The organism is Enterobacter sp. JUb54 (genome assembly GCF_014298075.1).
Classification (GTDB): Bacteria; Pseudomonadota; Gammaproteobacteria; order Enterobacterales; family Enterobacteriaceae; genus Klebsiella; species Klebsiella lignicola.
In genome coordinates this window covers 1-20,114 of record NZ_CP060418.1, presented here as the reverse complement: position 1 = coordinate 20,114, position 20,114 = coordinate 1, and the positions used below count along the sequence as shown (strand labels likewise).

Annotated in this window: 18 protein-coding genes; 8 read left to right on the top strand and 10 right to left on the bottom strand. The window is 54.6% G+C overall.

Annotated features, from left to right (window positions below):
- Positions 1-87: 87 nt before the first annotated feature.
- From lepB to rpoE, 6 genes are all read right to left on the bottom strand, one after another.
- Positions 88-1,062, bottom strand: a complete 975-nt coding sequence (gene lepB / locus HF679_RS00090; protein WP_123755413.1) for a signal peptidase I — start codon at positions 1,060-1,062, stop codon at positions 88-90.
- Between the two features lie 16 nt (positions 1,063-1,078).
- A complete protein-coding gene (gene lepA, locus HF679_RS00085) occupies positions 1,079-2,878 on the bottom strand; it encodes a translation elongation factor 4 (protein WP_123755414.1) in 1,800 nt (599 codons plus the stop codon).
- Between the two features lie 186 nt (positions 2,879-3,064).
- Complete coding sequence (gene rseC, locus HF679_RS00080) at positions 3,065-3,544, bottom strand: SoxR-reducing system protein RseC (protein ID WP_123755415.1); 480 nt, start codon at positions 3,542-3,544, stop codon at positions 3,065-3,067.
- The gene (rseB, locus tag HF679_RS00075) at positions 3,541-4,497 is read right to left on the bottom strand and encodes a sigma-E factor regulatory protein RseB (protein WP_123755416.1); all 957 of its coding nucleotides are present in this window, start codon (positions 4,495-4,497) and stop codon (positions 3,541-3,543) included. The genes rseC and rseB overlap by 4 nt, the downstream gene beginning before the upstream one ends.
- Positions 4,497-5,147, bottom strand: a complete 651-nt coding sequence (gene rseA / locus HF679_RS00070) for an anti-sigma-E factor RseA (protein ID WP_123755417.1) — start codon at positions 5,145-5,147, stop codon at positions 4,497-4,499. Before rseA ends, rseB begins: the two co-directional genes overlap by 1 nt.
- 31 nt (positions 5,148-5,178) lie before the next feature.
- A complete protein-coding gene (rpoE, locus tag HF679_RS00065; protein WP_004866461.1) occupies positions 5,179-5,754 on the bottom strand; it encodes an RNA polymerase sigma factor RpoE in 576 nt (191 codons plus the stop codon).
- A 422-nt stretch (positions 5,755-6,176) separates the two neighbouring features.
- Here rpoE and nadB point away from each other — a divergent pair, with 422 nt between their 5' ends.
- Positions 6,177-7,796 (top strand): L-aspartate oxidase, encoded by a 1,620-nt coding sequence (gene nadB, locus HF679_RS00060; protein WP_187042478.1) that lies wholly within the window; start codon positions 6,177-6,179, stop codon positions 7,794-7,796.
- Here the strand turns inward: nadB and trmN are convergent.
- Positions 7,781-8,518 (bottom strand): tRNA(1)(Val) (adenine(37)-N(6))-methyltransferase TrmN, encoded by a 738-nt coding sequence (trmN, locus tag HF679_RS00055; protein ID WP_187042477.1) that lies wholly within the window; start codon positions 8,516-8,518, stop codon positions 7,781-7,783. The genes nadB and trmN overlap by 16 nt on opposite strands.
- 132 nt (positions 8,519-8,650) lie before the next feature.
- Between trmN and srmB the strand changes: the two genes are divergently transcribed.
- Positions 8,651-9,976, top strand: a complete 1,326-nt coding sequence (srmB, locus tag HF679_RS00050) for an ATP-dependent RNA helicase SrmB (protein ID WP_123755420.1) — start codon at positions 8,651-8,653, stop codon at positions 9,974-9,976.
- 56 nt (positions 9,977-10,032) lie between these two features.
- On the opposite strand, the gene grcA is transcribed toward srmB, so the two are convergent.
- A complete protein-coding gene (gene grcA / locus HF679_RS00045; protein WP_123755421.1) occupies positions 10,033-10,416 on the bottom strand; it encodes an autonomous glycyl radical cofactor GrcA in 384 nt (127 codons plus the stop codon).
- A gap of 316 nt (positions 10,417-10,732) precedes the next feature.
- On the opposite strand from grcA, the gene ung reads away from it, so the two are divergent.
- Entirely contained in the window at positions 10,733-11,422 is a 690-nt protein-coding gene (gene ung / locus HF679_RS00040; RefSeq protein ID WP_123755422.1) for a uracil-DNA glycosylase, read from the top strand.
- Between the two features lie 69 nt (positions 11,423-11,491).
- On the opposite strand, the gene HF679_RS00035 is transcribed toward ung, so the two are convergent.
- On the bottom strand, positions 11,492-12,562 hold the full coding sequence (locus tag HF679_RS00035; protein ID WP_123755423.1) for a tRNA/rRNA methyltransferase: 1,071 nt from the start codon (positions 12,560-12,562) through the stop codon (positions 11,492-11,494).
- Positions 12,563-12,765: 203 nt separating this feature from the next.
- Between HF679_RS00035 and trxC the strand changes: the two genes are divergently transcribed.
- From trxC to HF679_RS00010, 5 genes are all read left to right on the top strand, one after another.
- Positions 12,766-13,191: a thioredoxin TrxC gene (gene trxC, locus HF679_RS00030; protein ID WP_123755424.1), complete on the top strand. Its 426-nt coding sequence runs from the start codon at positions 12,766-12,768 to the stop codon at positions 13,189-13,191.
- Positions 13,192-13,261: 70 nt separating this feature from the next.
- Complete coding sequence (locus tag HF679_RS00025; RefSeq protein WP_154144158.1) at positions 13,262-13,960, top strand: tRNA-uridine aminocarboxypropyltransferase; 699 nt, start codon at positions 13,262-13,264, stop codon at positions 13,958-13,960.
- Between the two features lie 35 nt (positions 13,961-13,995).
- Complete coding sequence (locus HF679_RS00020) at positions 13,996-16,647, top strand: bifunctional acetate--CoA ligase family protein/GNAT family N-acetyltransferase (RefSeq protein ID WP_187042476.1); 2,652 nt, start codon at positions 13,996-13,998, stop codon at positions 16,645-16,647.
- Between the two features lie 120 nt (positions 16,648-16,767).
- Entirely contained in the window at positions 16,768-18,123 is a 1,356-nt protein-coding gene (gene pssA, locus HF679_RS00015) for a CDP-diacylglycerol--serine O-phosphatidyltransferase (protein ID WP_123755427.1), read from the top strand.
- A gap of 41 nt (positions 18,124-18,164) precedes the next feature.
- Positions 18,165-18,488, top strand: a complete 324-nt coding sequence (locus tag HF679_RS00010) for a YfiM family lipoprotein (RefSeq protein ID WP_187042475.1) — start codon at positions 18,165-18,167, stop codon at positions 18,486-18,488.
- A 3-nt stretch (positions 18,489-18,491) separates the two neighbouring features.
- Here the strand turns inward: HF679_RS00010 and HF679_RS00005 are convergent, their stop codons facing one another.
- On the bottom strand, positions 18,492-19,790 hold the full coding sequence (locus HF679_RS00005) for an MFS transporter (protein ID WP_123755429.1): 1,299 nt from the start codon (positions 19,788-19,790) through the stop codon (positions 18,492-18,494).
- Positions 19,791-20,114 lie beyond the last annotated feature (324 nt).

Below are 20,114 nucleotides of genomic sequence, written 5' to 3'. Positions count from 1 at the left end.
CAAGGGATGTCGTTAGTTTGAATAGATTTAAATATTAAATAATTCACGCTGCCGTATTGCGACGGCAGCGTGAATAAGGCAGGGGAATTAGTGGATGCTGCCAATACGTGATAAACGCACGCCGGTCGGCCACTCACCTTCCTGTTTTTCGAAGCTCATCCAGATTGCCGTAGCTTTACCCACCAGGTTCGCTTCTGGCACAAAGCCCCAGTAACGGCTGTCGGCGCTATTATCGCGGTTGTCACCCATCATGAAGTACTGACCCGGCGGCACAATCCAGGTCGCCAGCGGCAGACCCGATTGATGGTAGTACATGCCGACCTGATCCTGAGCGATCGGAACGGTCAGAATACGGTGAGTCACCTCGCCGAGCGTCTCTTTACGTTCGGTCAGGCGGACACCATCTTCTTTGGTCTCGCCCTTCGGCAGTTGCCAGAACCCGCTGGTCGCTTCACCACCGTTACGGCGCGAGAATGTCTGAACGAAATCGCTCGGCTCAACGTTGGAGTAAGTAACCGGCAGCGCGCTACCACAAGCCTGGCCGGAACTGCAGCCTGGCTGGATGGTGACCTGCTTGGTCAACGGATCGTAGGTGACCTTATCGCCCGGCAGCCCGACAGCACGCTTGATGTAATCCAGGCGCGGATCTTCCGGGTATTTAAAGACCACGATATCACCGCGTTTGGGATGACCGGTTTCGATCAGCGTTTTCTGGTAGATCGGATCTTTAATGCCGTAGGCAAACTTCTCAACCAGAATAAAATCGCCAATCAGCAGCGTTGGCATCATTGAACCTGATGGAATCTGAAACGGCTCATAAATAAATGAGCGAACCACCAGAACAATAGCCAGTACCGGAAATACCGAGGCTCCCGTTTCCAGCCAGCCCGGTTTCGGGCCCACTTTCTTCAGCGTTTGCTTGTCGAGGCTATCGCCTGTCGCAGCCTGAGCCGCGGCCTGACGTTCACGACGCTTCGGCGCAAAGATGAATTTATCCAGACACCACAACAACCCTGTGACCAGGGTTGCGATCACCAGGATCAGGGCAAACATGTTCGCCATGCCAACTCCTTAATGGTTATTTGCCGTCTTTACCGACGTGCAGAATGGCAAGGAACGCTTCCTGCGGCAGCTCAACGTTACCCACTTGCTTCATACGTTTTTTACCGTCTTTCTGCTTCTGCAGCAGTTTTTTCTTACGGCTGACGTCACCGCCGTAGCATTTCGCCAGCACGTTTTTACGCAGCTGCTTGACGGTAGAACGGGCAATGATGTGGTTGCCGATCGCCGCCTGAATCGCAATATCGAACTGCTGGCGTGGGATCAGCTCTTTCATCTTCTCTACCAGCTCACGACCACGGTACGGCGCGTTATCGTTGTGAGTGATCAGCGCCAGCGCATCAACACGCTCGCTGTTGATCAGCACGTCCACGCGGACCATGTTGGAGGCCTGGAAGCGTTTGAAGTTATAGTCCAGCGACGCGTAGCCGCGTGACGTTGACTTCAGACGGTCGAAGAAATCGAGAACCACTTCCGCCATTGGAATTTCATAGGTCAGCGCCACTTGTTTACCGTGGTAAACCATGTTGGTCTGCACGCCACGCTTCTCAATACACAGGGTGATAACGTTACCCAGGTATTCCTGCGGCAGCAGCATATGACACTCGGCGATCGGCTCACGCAGTTCCTGAATGTTGTTCAGCGGCGGCAGCTTGGACGGGCTATCGACATAGATAACCTCTTTCGCGGTGGTTTCGACTTCGTAGACGACCGTCGGCGCAGTGGTGATCAGATCCAGGTCATACTCGCGTTCCAGACGCTCCTGAATGATTTCCATGTGCAGCAGGCCCAGGAAGCCGCAGCGGAAGCCGAAGCCCAGCGCCGTGGAACTCTCCGGTTCGAAGAACAGAGAAGCATCGTTGAGGCTCAGTTTGCCGAGCGCATCACGGAAGCTTTCGTAGTCATCAGAGCTGACCGGGAACAGACCGGCATACACCTGCGGTTTGACTTTTTTAAAGCCTGGCAGCGCTTTGTCTGCCGGGTTACGCGAGGTGGTCAGGGTATCGCCAACCGGCGCACCAAGGATGTCTTTAATGGCGCACACCAGCCAGCCAACCTCGCCGCATTTCAGCTCGGTACGGTCAACCTGTTTTGGCGTAAAGATGCCCAGACGGTCAGCATTGTAGACTTGTCCGGTGCTCATGACTTTGATTTTGTCGCCTTTACGCATGGTGCCGTTTTTAATACGCACCAGCGACACTACGCCGAGGTAGTTATCGAACCAGGAGTCGATGATCAGCGCCTGCAGCGGGCCATCCGCGTCACCTTCCGGTGGCGGGATATCGCGTACCAGACGTTCGAGAACGTCAGGAACACCGATGCCGGTTTTCGCCGAGCAGCGCACAGCATCAGCTGCATCAATGCCGACAATGTCTTCAATTTCTTCGGCTACACGCTCCGGGTCGGCAGCAGGCAGGTCGATTTTGTTGAGGACCGGAACCACTTCCAGATCCATTTCCATAGCGGTATAGCAGTTGGCCAGCGTCTGGGCTTCTACGCCCTGACCGGCATCGACCACCAGCAGCGCACCTTCACACGCGGCGAGAGAACGTGACACCTCATAAGAGAAGTCGACGTGGCCCGGCGTGTCGATAAAGTTCAGCTGATAGGTTTCGCCATTGGTCGCTTTATAATCCAGGGTGACGCTCTGCGCCTTAATGGTGATGCCACGCTCACGCTCAAGATCCATGGAGTCCAGTACCTGGGCTTCCATTTCACGATCGGAAAGGCCACCGCAAATCTGGATGATACGGTCAGACAACGTCGATTTACCGTGGTCGATATGAGCGATGATTGAAAAGTTACGTATATTCTTCATATTTAGAGTTAATTTTGCCTTACGCGAATCATGAGGCCGCTGTTCTGTGCCTGACGTTTTTTAATCCGAAAACGCCGCATTCTACACTACATCCACGAAACCAGGAAATGCTCTTACCAGCAGCATAACCGTAACAAATGGTGAGTGGGTCTGAGCGTGGCTAATAAAAAATAAAGGCCAGTGGAATCACTGACCTGGCTCTGAAGAGGGTGTCTCTGTACGCAGTAAATCCGGTGGCAGGCCCACGCTAATGATGACGGGTTGCCACGATTGACGAGCGGCTAATCCTGGAGAAAGTCCGCGCGCAATCAGGAATCCGCCAACGCCACCGAGCACCGCACCACACAGTGACGCGAAGTCATTGGCAAACAGCACCTGAAAAATGGAAGCCACCACAAACAACCCGACCAACGGCGCCATATAGACTAAAACCGCAGAGCCCAGCAGGCTGCTTTCGGCAATTCCCAGCTCAACTTTCTGCCCGGCGGACAGCGGCTGGTCGCTGGGAACGCTAATGGTATGGCTGGTTTGCGGTCCCAGCTTGTTCAGCACCCGACTGCCGCAGCCGGCACGCGAAGCGCAGCTGCTGCAGGAGGCTTTAACGTCGCAGTGCACCTGCGCCATGCCATTTTGCCAGGAGACGACCGTGGCCCACTCTTTAATCATTGTACTGCCTTGAACTTGATGCTGTCGGAGATGCGTTTAGCCGTTTGCGGCGGCATTTCGCCGACTACGGTAATCTCTGCGTTATCGCGTACCGTCGTGCTCACGGTACGACGCCCGGTGCGTAGCAGCTGATCGCTGCTGGTTGACGTGGCGCGACTAACGTTAACAGAGAAACTAAACAGCCCGTCCGAATAGAGGCGGGATTCAACCGGACCGTCAATCGTTGGCAGACGGCGTTGGCTGCTGGAGACTTCCGAAACCCCTTGCGGTAGCCAGGTTGGTGCCCAGTTAAAGTTGGCTTTATCGCCCCCTTCCGGCACCGACAGCTGCGGAGGCAGGCTCGCTTTTGCTAGCGTCTCCATACTGCTGCTGACTTTATCGCCAACGCTAAACGAGACGACCCGGAACTGCTCGAGGGTTTCCCCGTCGCGGTCGAGCAAATCAACCCGCATCGGCAGTTTCGTTTCGGCATCCAGCCAGACAATATAGCTATAGCGTGTGCCATCGCGCGCGACCACACGAATCACCTCGCATAAGCGATCGGCAATACGGGTACGGCCAACGGAAATGAAGTCGTAGTAGGAGGCCAGCCGCTTGAAGTCGGTGTAAGCCAGCGACGGTAATGAGTCGACAATGTAGTCGCCATTCAGCGTGAAGGGGTCAAGCCCAGGTTCAAAATAGCTGATTTCATTACCACGCAGCACAACTTCCCGGCGTGGGCCATCGAGTTGTAGCAGCTGTGCGAGAGGTTGATTGTTAAGGCGCGCGTGACGATAACGCAGCGACTCAACGCCCTGTTTGTTAATGCTGACAAAAGACAGCTCGTAATTCAGGGACTGGCTGGCCAGGTTCATTTGCTGCAACAACGCCCCGGACGATGTATCAGCCGAGGCGTTGACAGAGAAGAACAGGCTGCCTGCCATGAGCGACATGGCACACCAAAGTTGCTTCATTACTGCGATTGCGTTCCTAATGTTTGATAACCTGGCACCTGAACAGCGGCTTGCTGAGTCTGGGCTTGCCCAAACTGAAGCTGCTCTGCGTGCAGGCGGCGCTGCAGTTCATAGTCCTGCAGCATAGCATTAATGCGGCGACGTTGTTCTTGCACCTGCGCCTGCTGACCGCTTCCTGCAGACGCATCTGCTGGAACGCCAAGACTTACCGGGCTGGCTTTACCCATCATCGGCATGGTGTTGAACACCGGTGCTTCAGGTTGCTGAGATGATTCGTTCTGCCCATTATACTGCTGAACGCCAACGATAACAGCAAGCGATACGCACGCAGCCACACCCATCTGAGTCAAAGAGCTGGCCCATGGGCGGACTTTTTGCCAGAAAGGCATCTGGCGCCACTGATGTGGAGCCGGCTGAGATTCAGGAATAAGCGGCACCGCCTGGCGAACAGGTTCGTTTTCAATGGCGGCCATAACGCGGGCTGAGATATCAAAATGGAGCATCTCAGCGGTATCGCCTCGCAGCGAATCACGAATGAGATGATAGCTCTCCCAGGTCTTTTGCATTTCAGAAGAACGGCTCAGCTCATTGAGCAGCTCGTTATCCAGCGATTCACCATCCATTAAAGCCGAAAGTTTTTCTTTCTGCATGCCTGATACCCTTTTCAGTATTCCGCTATCGTCAACGCCTGATGAGCGGTTGAACTTTATTATCAATAGCTTCTCGTGCCCGGAAAATACGCGAACGTACGGTCCCTACCGGACAATCCATGATAGCGGCTATCTCTTCATAGCTCAGGCCATCAAGCTCCCGCAATGTAATTGCCATGCGTAAATCTTCCGGGAGCGATTCAATGGTACGAAAAACTATTTGTCTCAGTTCTTCTGACAACATTAAATTCTCAGGGTTCGAAATTTCTTTCAGTGCCCCACCACTTTCGAAGTTTTCTGCCTCATTGGCGTCAACATCGCTGGACGGTGGGCGGCGCCCCTGAGCTACCAGATAATTCTTCGCCGTGTTGACGGCGATACGATATAACCAGGTATAAAAAGCACTATCTCCCCGGAAGGACTCCAGCGCGCGCCATGCTTTTACGAACGATTCCTGAACGACATCAGGGATATCGCCCGGTGGCACGTAGCGGGAAACCAGGCTCGCAACCTTATGCTGATAGCGTACCACCAGCAGATTAAACGCCTTCTGATCTCCTTTCTGGACCCGTTCAACGAGGACCTGATCCGTTAACTGCTCGCTCATCCGAGGTAATGTCTCCCCAAACCCAATTCCCATGCGCCTTCAAAGCACTACCCAATCACTGCATTATGAGCAAGCAGACGATTGGAGTGTCTGAAAACAATAAAGTTCCGTTACGCTTTTGTTTTTTGTCTGGCAACGGCGGACAATTTGTTATCTCTCATTATAAGTCCCGCAACTCAACGCCAGGTAAGATGATGAAGAAAAAGCGTAAGGTCCGCCAGAAGGGTAACGTAACATCGTTTTTATTTCACTATAAAATCTGAAGCTAACGATCTGCTTCGCAAATATTTTCTCTCCTTTACCTGAAGGCCGCTCCGCGACCCGATGTTTAGTCTCCGCAACTAGTCGAAAAAAAAATGTACGATTCATCACGGCCTGGTGCTATTGTGGTTTCATCGTGTTTAGTAAATTAAACAAAGCCCATGAATACTACTCCTGACTTTTCCTGTGATGTGCTGATTATCGGCAGCGGCGCCGCCGGTTTATCCCTTGCTCTGCGTCTGGCGGAGAACAGTTCCGTGACCATACTGAGCAAAGGACCAATCAGCGAAGGCTCTACGTTATACGCTCAGGGCGGCATTGCCGCGGTCTTTGATGAGACGGACAGCGTGGAATCCCATGTTGAAGATACGCTGATCGCCGGCGCTGGCCTGTGCGATCGCCACGCGGTCTCTTTCGTCGCCAGCAATGCCAAACCTTGCGTGCAGTGGCTTATCGATCAGGGCGTCCTGTTCGATACCCAAACGCAGGCTAACGGCGAGCAGAGCTACCACCTGACCCGCGAAGGGGGCCACAGCCATCGTCGTATTCTTCATGCGGCCGATGCGACAGGCAAAGCGGTAGAGACCACGCTCGTCAGCCAGGCGCTCTCTCACCCGAATATTCGGGTGCTGGAACGAAGCAACGCGGTCGATCTGATCATTTCCGATAAAATCGGCCTGCCGGGAACGCGTCGCGTCGTCGGCGCCTGGATCTGGAACCGTAATAAAGAAAAGGTGGAAACCTGCAGCGCCAGGTCTGTGGTGCTGGCCACCGGCGGTGCCGCCAAAGTGTATCAGTACACCACCAACCCGGACGTCTCCTCCGGCGACGGCATTGCCATGGCGTGGCGCGCGGGCTGTCGCGTCGCCAACCTCGAGTTTAACCAGTTTCACCCCACCGCGTTGTACCATCCGCAAGCACGTAATTTCCTGCTGACCGAAGCGTTACGTGGCGAAGGGGCATACCTGAAGCGCCCGGATGGCTCACGGTTTATGCCCGATTTTGACGAACGCGGCGAACTGGCTCCGCGCGATATCGTCGCCCGCGCCATTGACCATGAGATGAAACGGCTCGGCGTCGACTGCATGTATCTCGACATCAGCCATAAACCGGAAGCCTTTATCCGTCAGCACTTCCCGATGATCTACGAAAAACTGCTTGGCCTGGGGATCGATCTGACAAAAGAGCCGGTGCCCATCGTTCCTGCCGCTCACTATACCTGCGGTGGCGTGATGGTCGATGACCATGGCCGCACCGACGTCGACGGGCTGTATGCCATTGGCGAGGTCAGCTACACCGGGCTACACGGGGCTAACCGCATGGCATCCAATTCGCTGCTCGAATGTCTGGTCTATGGCTGGTCCGCCGCCGAAGATATTATGAAGCGCATGCCGTTTGCCCAACCGGTCAACGGGCTTCCTTGCTGGGATGAGAGCCAGGTCGAGATCCCCGATGAGCTGGTGGTCATTCAGCATAACTGGTATGAGTTGAGATTACTGATGTGGGACTATGTCGGGATCGTTCGTACCACCCGCCGACTGGAGCGCGCGTTGCGCCGCATCACCATGCTGCAACAGGAGCTTGACGAATATTACGCGCGCTTCCGCGTGTCTAACAATTTGCTGGAGTTACGGAACCTGGTGCAGGTTGCTGAGCTGATCGTTCGCTGCGCGATGCAGCGCAAAGAGAGCCGCGGGCTGCACTATACGCTGGATTATCCGGAGCAGCTCCCGAACAGCGGGCCATCGATCCTCTCGCCCCTGGTTCACATAAAGAGATAGAAATCCTGGGTCAGGGCAGTAAACCCTTCAGAGTATTGTTGCTCTGGCCCACGGATAATCAGGCGATCGCTAAAACACTCCCCCGCCATCGGCGAGAACGCCAACAGCACCCGGTGCGGAGGACGCATTTCCGTTTCCACCACATCGGTACGCAAGCGCAAATGCCACCCCATATTCTGAGCGCGCTGAACAAATGCGTTGCCAATATCCACCGGCAGCACCACGCAGAAGAACCCTTCTTCTGTGATACACTCCGCGGCGCAGGTTAAAAGCGTCACATGGTCGAGTGTGGTGGTATATCGCGCCTGTTCACGCTGCGAGGTCGCGCAGGGCACGCCTTCAGCAAAAAAAGGCGGATTGCTGACGATCAGTTCATAGCGCCGGGTTTGCGGTGGCTGCCATTGTTGAATATCCGCCTGATGAACCTGGATTCGCGCCGGCCACGGAGACGCATCGACGTTTTCCCGCGCCTGGTCTGCCGCATTGTCGTCAAGTTCCACCGCATCCAACGTGACCCGCGCGTCGGTTCGCTGCGCCAGCATTAAGGCCAGCAGGCCGCTACCGGTGCCAATATCCAGCACCTGTTTGACCTGCGCGATCGGCGCCCATGCACCGAGCAAAATGCCATCGGTGCCCACTTTCATCGCACAGCGATCGTGAGCAACAAAGAACTGTTTAAACGTAAAACCATTGCGCGGCAGCGCAAACTTCGACTGAGACATCCTTAATAACCTTGCGGACGAAAAACTCCTGGGCTTGAGGCTATGCACAATACCGGAGAACAGATAGCCTTACAAACAGATGAACATTATGCCCGTAACGTTTATAATCGTCGGTCCACTCAGAGGTAGATCATGACTGTAACGACTTTTTCCGAACTTGAACTCGACGAAAACCTTCTGGAAGCCCTCCAGGAAAAAGGTTTCACACGCCCGACAGCCATTCAGGCCGCCGCTATTCCGCCTGCGCTTGATGGCCGTGACATTCTCGGTTCAGCCCCGACAGGCACCGGTAAAACTGCGGCATACCTGCTGCCAGCGTTGCAGCACCTGCTTGATTTCCCACGCAAAAAATCCGGACCACCGCGCATTCTCATCCTGACGCCAACCCGTGAGCTGGCGATGCAGGTTGCTGACCACGCGCGCGAACTGGCTGCGCACACGCATCTGGATATCGCCACCATTACCGGCGGTGTCGCGTATATGAACCATGCGGAAGTGTTCAGCGAGAATCAGGATATCGTGGTCGCCACCACCGGACGACTGCTGCAATACATTAAAGAAGAGAACTTCGATTGCCGCGCTGTAGAAACGCTGATCCTCGACGAAGCGGACCGTATGCTGGACATGGGCTTCGCCCAGGATATCGAGCACATTGCCGGTGAAACCCGCTGGCGTAAGCAGACCATGCTGTTTTCTGCGACGCTGGAAGGCGATGCAATCAAAGACTTTGCCGAGCGTCTGCTGGAAGAGCCTGTTGAAGTATCCGCCAGCCCATCCACCCGTGAACGTAAGAAAATTCACCAGTGGTACTATCGCGCCGATGATATCAAGCATAAAACCGCGCTGCTGATTAACCTGCTGCAACAGCCGGATGCAACCCGCTCCATCGTCTTTGTACGTAAACGCGAGCGCGTTCATGAGCTGGCTTCCTGGCTGCGTGAAGCGGGTATTAATACCTGCTGGCTGGAAGGCGAGATGGTGCAGGCTAAACGTAACGAAGCCATTAAGCGCATGACCGATGGTCGCATGAACGTGCTGATTGCTACCGACGTCGCCGCACGCGGGATCGATATTCCTGACGTCAGCCACGTATTCAACTTCGATATGCCGCGTACGGCCGATACCTACCTGCACCGCATCGGACGTACCGGTCGCGCAGGGAAAAAAGGCATTGCCATTTCTCTGGTCGAAGCCCACGACCACCTGCTGTTAGGGAAAATTGGTCGTTACATCGAGGAGCCGCTCAAGCCGCGCGTTATCGATGAATTACGTCCGACCACCCGCGCACCGAGTGAAAAGCAGACCGGTAAACCTTCCAAGAAGGTAATGGCTAAGCGCGCCGAGCAGAAAAAAGAGAAAGACAAAGATAAGACACGCGTGAAGAAACGTCACCGTGATGCTAAAAATGTGGGTAAGCGTCGTAAGCCAAGCGGTAGCGATAGCAGTACTCCGCAGTAAGCAGAAAGTAAAAAAAACGCCGGGATATCCCGGCGTTTTTATTTTCAGGCTTCGACTTACAGGCTTTCTGTAAAAGTACGAGCAATAACGTCACGCTGCTGTTCTGGCGTCAGGGAGTTGAAACGTACCGCATAGCCAGAGACACGAATGGTCAGCTGCGGATATTTTTCCGGATGCTCAACCGCATCCATCAGCGTTTCACGACGCAGCACGTTAACGTTCAGGTGCTGACCACCTTCAACGCGGACTTCCGGTTTTACATCCAGCGGAATTTCGCGGTATTCGATTTCGCCCAGTTTGCTCACCGCAACCACGTCATCTTCCGCAAAACCGCCTTTGGCACACAGGCAGCGCGCTTCGCCTTTTTCGCTATCCAGCAGCCAAAAAGAGTTCAGCAGGTCGTCATTTGCAGCTTTAGTGATTTGGATACCAGTAATCATTTGATGCCTCCCTTAGGCAATAGTTATTCGTCTTCCTGGCCTGTTCGCGGCCAATTGGTAAAACCATTGTTGTATGAGTGTATGTATATCAGTCAACCACCCGGCATTCATTGACTTAAATCAACAAAAACCCTGCGGCGCAAATGGGTATAGAGGGATATTATTGTTTTACATCAAGTTACGCCATAGCTAATTCAAAATAATTTTGTAAATTTTCAATTATTTTTGCATGCAAAACGTCAGCCGCAGCCTGCAGATTTTGTTATGCAGAAAGAAGCAGTTAAGCTATAGCGATGACACTTTGCAGGAGAGCAGAATGACGACCCCATTAACCTGGCACGACGTGCTGGTGGAAGAGAAGCAGCAGCCCTATTTTGTGAATACCCTGAAAACCGTCGCCGAAGAACGCCAGTCGGGGATGACGATTTACCCGCCGCAAAAAGATGTCTTCAATGCCTTTCGTTATACCGAACTTGGCAATGTCAAAGTGGTGATCCTGGGGCAGGATCCTTACCACGGGCCCGGCCAGGCGCATGGCCTGGCCTTCTCGGTACTGCCGGGTATCGCGACGCCCCCTTCGCTGTTAAACATGTATAAAGAGCTGGAAGGAACCATCCCTGGCTTCAGCCGCCCTGCGCACGGCTATCTGGAAAGCTGGGCGCGGCAAGGCGTGCTGTTGCTCAATACCGTCCTGACGGTACGGGCGGGACAGGCCCATTCTCATGCCAGCCTTGGCTGGGAGACCTTTACCGATAAGGTGATTTCGCTGATCAATGAACATCGTGAAGGGGTGGTGTTTTTACTGTGGGGCGCACACGCGCAAAAGAAAGGAGCGATTATCGATCGCCAGCGCCATTGCGTACTGAAGGCGCCGCATCCTTCACCGCTTTCCGCCCATCGCGGCTTCTTTGGCAGTAATCATTTTGTTCAGGCGAACCAGTGGCTGGCCGAGCGCGGCGAGTCGCCCATCGACTGGATGCCGGTGTTACCCGCCGACCAGCAATAGCCCCGTCGGCGTCCTGCAGAGACAAAAATGCCAGCATTCCGCTGGCATTTTTTTAGATCAACTCAGCGATCAGGCCTTGTTCTGGCGCCACCATTCAGCGAGCAATACGCCGGTTGCGACAGAGACGTTCAGGCTTTCGACATTGCCGGTGCCTTCGATAGCCACGTTAAGATCCGCGCTGGAAATCGCCGCATCGGACAGACCATCACGCTCCTGACCTAACGCCAGTACCATTTTCTTCGGCAGCTCAGCTTTGTGCAGCGGCGTGCCGTTATGGCTGGAGGTCGACACAATGGCATAGCCCGCTTTACGGAACTGTTCCAGGGTATCGAGGAAGCTGTCACCGGTAATCGGTTCAACGTGTTCCGCGCCACCTTCTGCGGTACGGATCGCCGCACCGGATTCCAGCATGCCGGCATCCTGTACGACCACGCCTTTCACGCCGAAATGCGCGCAGCTACGCATGATAGCCCCGAGGTTGTGCGGGTTGCCAACATCTTCCAGCGCCAGCACGCAATCTTCGGCATCGGCTTTAGCAACCCACTGCGCCACGGAGGTCCCGTTGCGTTTCTTGATCAGGAAGCATACCCCACCGTGGTGTTCGGTACCGGAGGCTTTCGCCAGTTCGGCTTCATCAACCACATGATAGGCTTTGCGATTCGCCGCCATCCAGCGCAGTGCTTCTTTGAAACGCGGGGTCACGCTCTGGATAAACCAGGCGCGAACGATCGCATCCGGACGGCTCTGGAACAGGGCCTGACAGGCATTTTCGCCGTAAACGCGGGTCTCTTCCGCGCGCTGACGACGCAGCACTTCCGGATCGATAAAGCTTTTGCCGCTGATCCCACCGTGATCCGGTTTGGCCGGCGCGTCATCATTCGGCGCACGCGAAACGGTACGCCATGGAGAACCACCGTCGCGATCGAAATCATCACGTTTACGATCGTCACGTTTGCGGTCATCACCGCGGCTGTTTCGCTCATCGCGGGCAGGGCGGCTACGGCCGTCAACACGAGATTTTCCTGGGCGCCCTCCCCCTTTCCCGGTACGCGGGTTATGGGTGCGTCTGTCAGAATCATCATCACTGCGGACATACATCACTTTGACCTTGCCGCTTTTATTTTTCAGTTCGTCGCTCATCAATTTTCTCCACCTGCGCTGCGCGAAGCGCGCAGATTACCCGATGTGTCACCGCCGCGCCATTATTTCGTTTAAAAGATAGGGTCTATTGTACTCATCGAACAAAACGCGTTGTTGTTTACTCGTCGCTAATCAATAATATGTAACATTACAGAAACAAATCGGCCACGTGCCACGCTGCAACCCATAACCAGAGGTTAGTTATGAATACCGTTTGTGCCAGTTGTCAGGCTCTGAACCGCATCCCCGAGCAACGTAGCGCCGATGGCGCGAAGTGCGGACGCTGCGGCCACGATCTTTTTGACGGCGATGTGATCAACGCGACCGGGGCAACGTTGGATAAACTACTAAAGGACGATCTACCCGTTGTCGTTGATTTCTGGGCGCCATGGTGCGGCCCTTGCCGTAATTTTGCCCCCATCTTCGAAGACGTTGCGGAAGAGCGTAGCGGTAAGATGCGTTTCGTTAAAGTCAATACCGAAGCTGAACGCGAGCTCAGCGCGCGTTTCCGCATCCGCAGCATCCCGACCATTATGATGTTTAAAAATGGCGAAGTCATCGACATGCTGAACGGTGCAGTACCAAAAGCGCCGTTCGACAGTTGGCTGAACGAAGCCAACCAACAGTAAACCTGCCGGGGCACCGCTTGTGCCCCCTTTTTACCTCTGCGACAATGGCGTTTTTTCTTAGCGACCCTTTATGATGGACAACGCCGTTCTTCGTCTTCGCGCCGAACGCCTCGCTCGCGCGACCCGGCCTTTTCTCGCTCGTGGTAACCGTATTCACCGCTGCCAGCGCTGTTTGCTGCCGCTAAAGCAGTGCCTGTGCGCCACGCTGACACCGGCTGCAGCCACCAGCCGCTTCTGTCTGGTGATGTTTGATACCGAGCCAATGAAGCCCAGCAATACCGGGCGGCTGATTGCCGACATCCTGCCGGACACCACCGCTTTTCAATGGTCGCGAACGGAGCCACCGCAGGCGCTGCTCGATGCTGTCGCCGATCCGAATTACCAGCCGATGGTCGTTTTCCCGGCCTCTTATGCGGGAGCTGAACGCCAGGTGCTGAGCGCACCGCCGGAGGGTAAACCGCCGCTGTTTATTATGCTCGACGGAACCTGGACGGAAGCGCGAAAAATGTTCCGTAAGAGTCCGTACCTCGACGCGCTGCCGGTCATCTCCGTCGATCTCTCACGTATTTCGGCCTATCACCTGCGAGAGGCGCATGCCGAGGGGCAGTACTGCACCGCCGAAGTGGCCATTGCGCTGCTGGATCTTGCCGACGACCGAAAAGCCGCCCGCGCACTTGGCGATCATTTTAGTCTGTTCCGCTCTCGCTACCTGGCGGGAAAAACCCAGCATAAGGGCAGTATCACAGCACAAATAGCAGAAAGCGTTTAAAATCATTCGGTCACTGGGGATCAAAGGAGACCGGTATGAGCCAAAAAGGCCTGGAAGCGCTGCTGCGTCCGAAGTCGATTGCCGTTATTGGCGCGTCAATGAAACCGCAGCGTGCCGGTTATCTGATGATGCGCAACCTGCTGGCCGGTGGATTTAACGGCCCGGTACTGCCCGTTACGCCCGCCTGGAAAGCCGTTCAGGGCGTGCTGGCATGGCCGACAATCGACAGCCTGCCGTTTACTCCGGACCTTGCGGTGCTCTGTACCAATGCCCGACGCAATCTTTCTCTGCTCGAAGCATTGGGGCAAAAAGGGTGTAAAACCTGCATTATTCTCTCCTCCCCGCCGGATCAGTACCCTGCGCTGCTTGAATGCGCGACCCGCTATCAAATGCGCCTGCTTGGCCCCAATAGTCTCGGGCTACTCGCCCCGTGGCAGGGGCTGAATGCCAGCTTTTCTCCGGTTCCGATTCATCGTGGCAAACTGGCCTTTATCTCTCAGTCGGCGGCGGTGTCGAATACCATTCTCGACTGGGCGCAGCAGCGTGAAATGGGCTTCTCTTACTTTATTGCCCTCGGGGATAGCCTGGATATCGACGTAGACGATCTTCTCGATTTTCTGGCCCGCGACAGTAAAACCAGCGCTATTCTTCTCTATCTTGAACACCTGAGCGATGCCCGGAGCTTTGTTTCCGCCGCACGCAGCGCATCACGTAATAAACCGATTCTGGTGATCAAAAGCGGCCGTAGCCCGGCGGCGCAACAGCTGCTGCACGTCAATTCCGGTATGGATCCGGCCTGGGACGCTGCGATTCAACGCGCGGGCCTGCTGCGCGTACAGGATACTCATGAGCTCTTCTCCGCAGTTGAAACCCTCAGTCATATGCGTCCTCTGCGCGGTGAAAAGCTGATGATCATCAGCAACGGTGCGGCCCCGGCGGCACTGGCGCTGGACGAGCTATGGCTACGCAACGGCAAGCTGGCCACCCTCAGCGATGAAACCTGCAACCAGCTGCGCCAGGCCCTGCCAGCCGGTATCGGCATCGCTAACCCGCTGGATCTGCGTGACGATGCCAGCAGTGAACATTACCTCAAGGCGCTGAACGTTCTGCTGGATAGTCATGACTATGACGCTCTGTTGGTGATCCACTCTCCCAGCGCCGCCGCGCCGGGAACGGAAAGCGCCCTGGCGCTGATTGATGCGCTGAAGCAGCATCCGCGCGGGAAATATGTCACGGTACTGACGAACTGGTGTGGCGAATACTCATCCCAGGAAGCTCGTCGTCTGTTTAGCGATGCCGGTCTGCCAACCTACCGTACTCCGGAAGGGACCATTACCGCGTTTATGCATATGGTGGAATACCGGCGTAACCAGAAACAGCTGCGAGAGACGCCGGTGCTATCAGATATGGTGACGGCGAATACTGAACAAGCCCATGTGCTGTTGCAGCAGGCGATTAACGAGGGGGCTCATTCGCTGGATACCCATGAGGTCAGCCCGGTGTTACATGCGTATGGCATCCATACGCTACCCACCTGGATCGCCGCCGACAGTGCCGAAGCGGTACACATCGCCGAACAAATTGGTTATCCGGTGGCCCTGAAGCTCCGCTCGCCGGATATTCCGCATAAATCTGAAGTGCAGGGCGTCATGCTCTATTTGCGAACGGCCACCGAAGTCCAACGGGCGGCAGACGCCATTTTTGACCGCGTAAAAATGGCCTGGCCACAGGCGCGTATTCACGGTTTGCTGGTGCAAAGTATGGCCAACCGTGCCGGGGCGCAGGAACTGCGCGTCGTCGTTGAGCACGATCCGGTTTTTGGCCCACTGATTATGCTGGGTGAAGGTGGTGTCGAATGGCGGGCGGAAGATCAGGCCGCCGTGGCTCTGCCACCGCTCAATATGAACCTTGCCCGCTATCTGGTGATCCAGGCGATCAAAAGTAAGAAGATCCGTGGCCGCAGCGCGCTACGTCCGCTGGATGTCTCCGGTTTGAGCCAGCTGCTGGTCCAGGTGTCGAATCTGATCGTTGATTGCCCGGAGATCCAGCGGCTGGACATTCATCCGCTGCTGGCCTCGGGGAACGAATTCACGGCGCTCGACGTCACGCTAGGCCTTGCTCCGTTTAGCGGCGACAGCGAAAGCCGGCTGGCTATCCGCCCCTATCCTCAACAGCAAGAAGAGTGGGTGGTGATGAAAAATGGCGAGCGCTGCCTGTTCCGCCCTATTCTGCCGGAAGATGAACCGCTGCTGATGGCGTTCATCGCTCAGGTAACGAAAGAGGATCTGTATTATCGCTATTTCAGCGAAATCAATGAATTTACCCACGATGACTTAGCCAATATGACGCAGATCGACTACGATCGAGAAATGGCGTTTGTTGCCGTGCGCACCACCGCCCAGGGGAATGAAATTCTCGGCGTAACAAGAGCCATTTCCGATCCTGATAATATTGATGCGGAATTTGCCGTGCTGGTCCGTTCCGACCTGAAAGGCCTGGGGCTTGGCCGGCGGTTGCTGGAGAAACTGATTACCTATACGCAGAGCCACGGCCTGCAGCGGTTAAATGGTATCACCATGCCAAATAACAAAGGCATGATTGGCCTGGCCAGAAAGCTGGGGTTCACGGTTGATATTCAGCTGGAAGATGGGATTGTCAGTTTATCCCTACAATTTACACCGCAATAATCATAAACTGGCGGCCGCAATTGTTGACCACATTCGCGAACAGTAATGTTATTATTGCCCGCTTACGTCGTCTGCATGGTACAGAAGACCCTTCAATAAACAGAGAAGAAACGCACTGTGATGTTGTCAAAATTTAAGCGTAATAAACATCAACAACACCTTGCCCAACTCCCTAAGCTTTCTCAGTCAGTTGATGATATCGAGTTCTATTACGCGCCTGCGGATTTTCGTCAGGCGTTACTGGCAAAGATAGCCCACGCCACCCAGCGTATTTGTATTATTGCGCTCTATCTCGAGCAGGATGATGGCGGCAAAGGAATTCTGCAGGCACTGTACGACGCCAAACGCCAGCGTCCGGAGTTAGATGTACGCATTCTGGTTGACTGGCACCGCGCCCAACGCGGGCGTATCGGCGCCGCTGCGGCAAATACCAATGCTGACTGGTACTGTCGTATGGCGCAGGAAAATCCTGGCGTCAATGTCCCGGTCTATGGCGTGCCGGTCAATACCCGAGAAGCCTTGGGTGTGCTCCACTATAAAGGTTTTATCATCGATGATTGCGTCCTCTACAGCGGCGCAAGTCTGAACGATGTCTATCTGCACCAGCACGATAAATATCGTTACGATCGTTACCAGTGTATTCGCAACGCCAAAATGGCGGATGTGATGTTCGACTGGGTCGATCACAACCTGGTTCAGGGTCGTGGGGTTAACCGTCTCGACAGCGCCAGCCGCCCGAAAAGCCCGGAAATCAAGAATGAGATCCGTCAGTATCGCCAGGACCTGCGTGACAGCAGCTACCATTTTGTCGGCAATGCTGATGACGATCGGCTGTCGGTCACGCCGCTGGTTGGCCTCGGCAAATCGAGCCTGCTGAACAAAACCATTTTCCACCTTATGCCCTGCGCTGAGCATAAGCTGACTATCTGCACTCCCTACTTCAACCTTCCCGCGCTGCTGGTGCGTAATATCATCCAGCTGCTGCGTAGCGGCAAGAAAGTCGAGATTATCGTTGGCGATAAAACGGCGAATGACTTCTATATTCCGGAAGATCAGCCGTTTAAGATTATCGGGGCGCTCCCGTATCTGTATGAAATTAACCTCCGCCGTTTTCTGAGCCGCCTGCAGTATTATGTCAATACGGACCAGTTGGTGGTGCGACTGTGGAAGGATGAGGACAACAGCTACCACCTGAAAGGGATGTGGGTTGATGATGAGTGGATGTTGTTGACCGGTAATAACCTCAATCCGCGTGCCTGGCGCCTGGATCTGGAAAATGCCATCCTCATTCACGATCCGCAGCAACAGCTGGGCGCGATGCGCGAAAAAGAGCTGCATCTGATCCGCGAGCATACGACCATCGTTAAACACTATCGCGATCTGCAAAGCATCGCCGATTATCCGGTCAAAGTGCGAAAACTGATTCGCCGTCTGAGGCGTATTCGTATTGATCGACTGATCAGCCGTATTCTCTGAACATCTGCCCCGCATTGCCGGGGCTTTTTTCTGGAATGTGTATGCGTAATATCATCTTTCTTGCCCCATTGCTGCTCACCGGTTGCAGCCATATGGCCAACGATTCGTGGCGCGGCCAGGATAAAGCTCAGCACTTTATTGCGTCGGCGATGCTCTCGGCTGCCGGGAATGAGTATGCCCAGCATCAGGGTTACAGCCGCGACCGCAGTGCGGCAATTGGCTTTATGTTTTCCGTCAGTCTGGGGGCATCGAAAGAGCTGTGGGACAGCCGCCCGGCAGGAAGCGGCTGGAGCTGGAAAGACTTCGCATGGGATGTCGCCGGCGCCACGACGGGCTACGCCGTGTGGCAACTGGCGCATCAGTAATACCTAGAGTCTCAGCCCTTTGCCTTTACGGTGCAGCATCAGAGAGACCAGCAGCGCGATGGCGCACATCACGGTGACGTACCAGTAGAAGACGTGTTCAATCCCCACGGATTTCAGCGACAACGCGACGTACTCAGCTGAACCGCCAAACAACGCATTCGCCACCGCATAGGACAGGCCGACCCCTAACGCACGGACCTGCGCCGGGAACATCTCCGCTTTCAGAATACCGCTGATCGAAGTATAAAAACTCACAATCATCAGCGCGCAGATCACCAGCGCAAATGCAGCATAAGGTGAGGTCACATTCTGTAAGGCGCTCAAAATCGGTACCGTAAAGAGCGTTGCTAATGCGCTAAAGCAGATCATTGATGTCCGACGACCAATTTTATCCGACAGCGCCCCGAACAGCGGTTGTGCCAGCATGTAGACAAACAGTGCCGCGGTCATGATTACGCTTGCGGTACTGGCGCTCATCCCTGCCGTATTGACCAGATATTTCTGCATATAGGTCGTAAAGGTATAAAAAATTAACGACCCTGCAGCGGTAAAGCCCAGTACCATCATAAAGGCTTTGCGGTTGCGCCATAGCCCTTTGAAAGAACCCGCCTCTTTTAACGCACGAGTCTCTTGCTTAGAGGTTTCATCCAGCTGACGACGCAGCCATAAGGCGACGACGGCGAGCACAGCCCCTAGCGCAAATGGAATTCGCCATCCCCATGCATGCAGTTGTTCGTCGTTGAGAATTTGTTGTAAGGCCACGACCACAAGTACGGCCAGTAACTGTCCGCCGATCAGCGTGACGTACTGGAATGATGCGTAGAAGCCTTTTTTACCTTCGACAGCGACCTCACTCATGTAGGTTGCGCTGGTCCCGTATTCCCCTCCGACGGAGATCCCCTGAAACAGGCGCGCGACGAGTAACAGTGCCGGAGCCCAGGTGCCGATGGTTTCGTAGCCGGGTAAACAGGCAATGACCAACGATCCCGCACACATCATGCAAACGGAAATGAGCATTGAGGCTTTACGACCACGGCGGTCAGCGATACGTCCGAACAGCCACCCGCCAATGGGGCGCATCAGGAAGCCTGCAGCAAAAACCCCGGCGGTTTGTAATAGCTGGGTGGTTGTGTTTCCGGAAGGAAAAAAGATGTGTGCAAAATAGAGAGAGCAGAATGAGTAGACATAAAAATCAAACCATTCAACCAGATTACCCGATGATGCACCGACAATTGCCCATATGCGACGACGAGTGTCGCTGTGCTCCAGCGAGCCTCGTTCGTTAAGACTACTTTCTGCCATTGTTATTCTGCTCCAGCAAGGACTGCAATCTGTCTGGGCGTTCCACGTCACTAAGACAAATCAATTAGTAAACCAAATGTTATATAATTGTTATTTAATTATATGTGAATGAATTCACATTTTTTCCCGTCATCTGGTTTTCGGGATTAACGCTAAAACATGGCCTGGGATAAAGTGAAATATGGTGAGGAGGCGCTGACAGCAGGCTTTTATGTTGTCGGGAAGGGTGGCTCCCGCGCGGTTTTATGATGAATGGAGACTTTCGTGGGAATAAAACGCAGAAAAAACAAAAGGCCCAGTCTTTCGACTGAGCCCTTTGCTTTA

Excerpts from the sequence above, each read along its gene's own strand:
- rseB (WP_123755416.1), bottom strand. The coding sequence starts at position 4,497 with ATGAAGCAACTTTGGTGTGCCATGTCGCTCATGGCAGGCAGCCTGTTC.
- ung (WP_123755422.1), top strand. The coding sequence starts at position 10,733 with ATGACGACCCCATTAACCTGGCACGACGTGCTGGTGGAAGAGAAGCAG.
- HF679_RS00005 (WP_123755429.1), bottom strand. The coding sequence starts at position 19,790 with ATGGCAGAAAGTAGTCTTAACGAACGAGGCTCGCTGGAGCACAGCGAC.
- pssA (WP_123755427.1), top strand. The coding sequence starts at position 16,768 with ATGTTGTCAAAATTTAAGCGTAATAAACATCAACAACACCTTGCCCAA.
- trmN (WP_187042477.1), bottom strand. The coding sequence starts at position 8,518 with ATGTCTCAGTCGAAGTTTGCGCTGCCGCGCAATGGTTTTACGTTTAAA.
- grcA (WP_123755421.1), bottom strand. The coding sequence starts at position 10,416 with ATGATTACTGGTATCCAAATCACTAAAGCTGCAAATGACGACCTGCTG.
- nadB (WP_187042478.1), top strand. The coding sequence starts at position 6,177 with ATGAATACTACTCCTGACTTTTCCTGTGATGTGCTGATTATCGGCAGC.
- lepB (WP_123755413.1), bottom strand. The coding sequence starts at position 1,062 with ATGGCGAACATGTTTGCCCTGATCCTGGTGATCGCAACCCTGGTCACA.
- HF679_RS00025 (WP_154144158.1), top strand. The coding sequence starts at position 13,262 with ATGATGGACAACGCCGTTCTTCGTCTTCGCGCCGAACGCCTCGCTCGC.
- HF679_RS00010 (WP_187042475.1), top strand. The coding sequence starts at position 18,165 with ATGCGTAATATCATCTTTCTTGCCCCATTGCTGCTCACCGGTTGCAGC.
- rpoE (WP_004866461.1), bottom strand. The coding sequence starts at position 5,754 with ATGAGCGAGCAGTTAACGGATCAGGTCCTCGTTGAACGGGTCCAGAAA.
- HF679_RS00035 (WP_123755423.1), bottom strand. The coding sequence starts at position 12,562 with ATGAGCGACGAACTGAAAAATAAAAGCGGCAAGGTCAAAGTGATGTAT.
- rseA (WP_123755417.1), bottom strand. The coding sequence starts at position 5,147 with ATGCAGAAAGAAAAACTTTCGGCTTTAATGGATGGTGAATCGCTGGAT.
- rseC (WP_123755415.1), bottom strand. The coding sequence starts at position 3,544 with ATGATTAAAGAGTGGGCCACGGTCGTCTCCTGGCAAAATGGCATGGCG.
- HF679_RS00020 (WP_187042476.1), top strand. The coding sequence starts at position 13,996 with ATGAGCCAAAAAGGCCTGGAAGCGCTGCTGCGTCCGAAGTCGATTGCC.
- trxC (WP_123755424.1), top strand. The coding sequence starts at position 12,766 with ATGAATACCGTTTGTGCCAGTTGTCAGGCTCTGAACCGCATCCCCGAG.
- lepA (WP_123755414.1), bottom strand. The coding sequence starts at position 2,878 with ATGAAGAATATACGTAACTTTTCAATCATCGCTCATATCGACCACGGT.
- srmB (WP_123755420.1), top strand. The coding sequence starts at position 8,651 with ATGACTGTAACGACTTTTTCCGAACTTGAACTCGACGAAAACCTTCTG.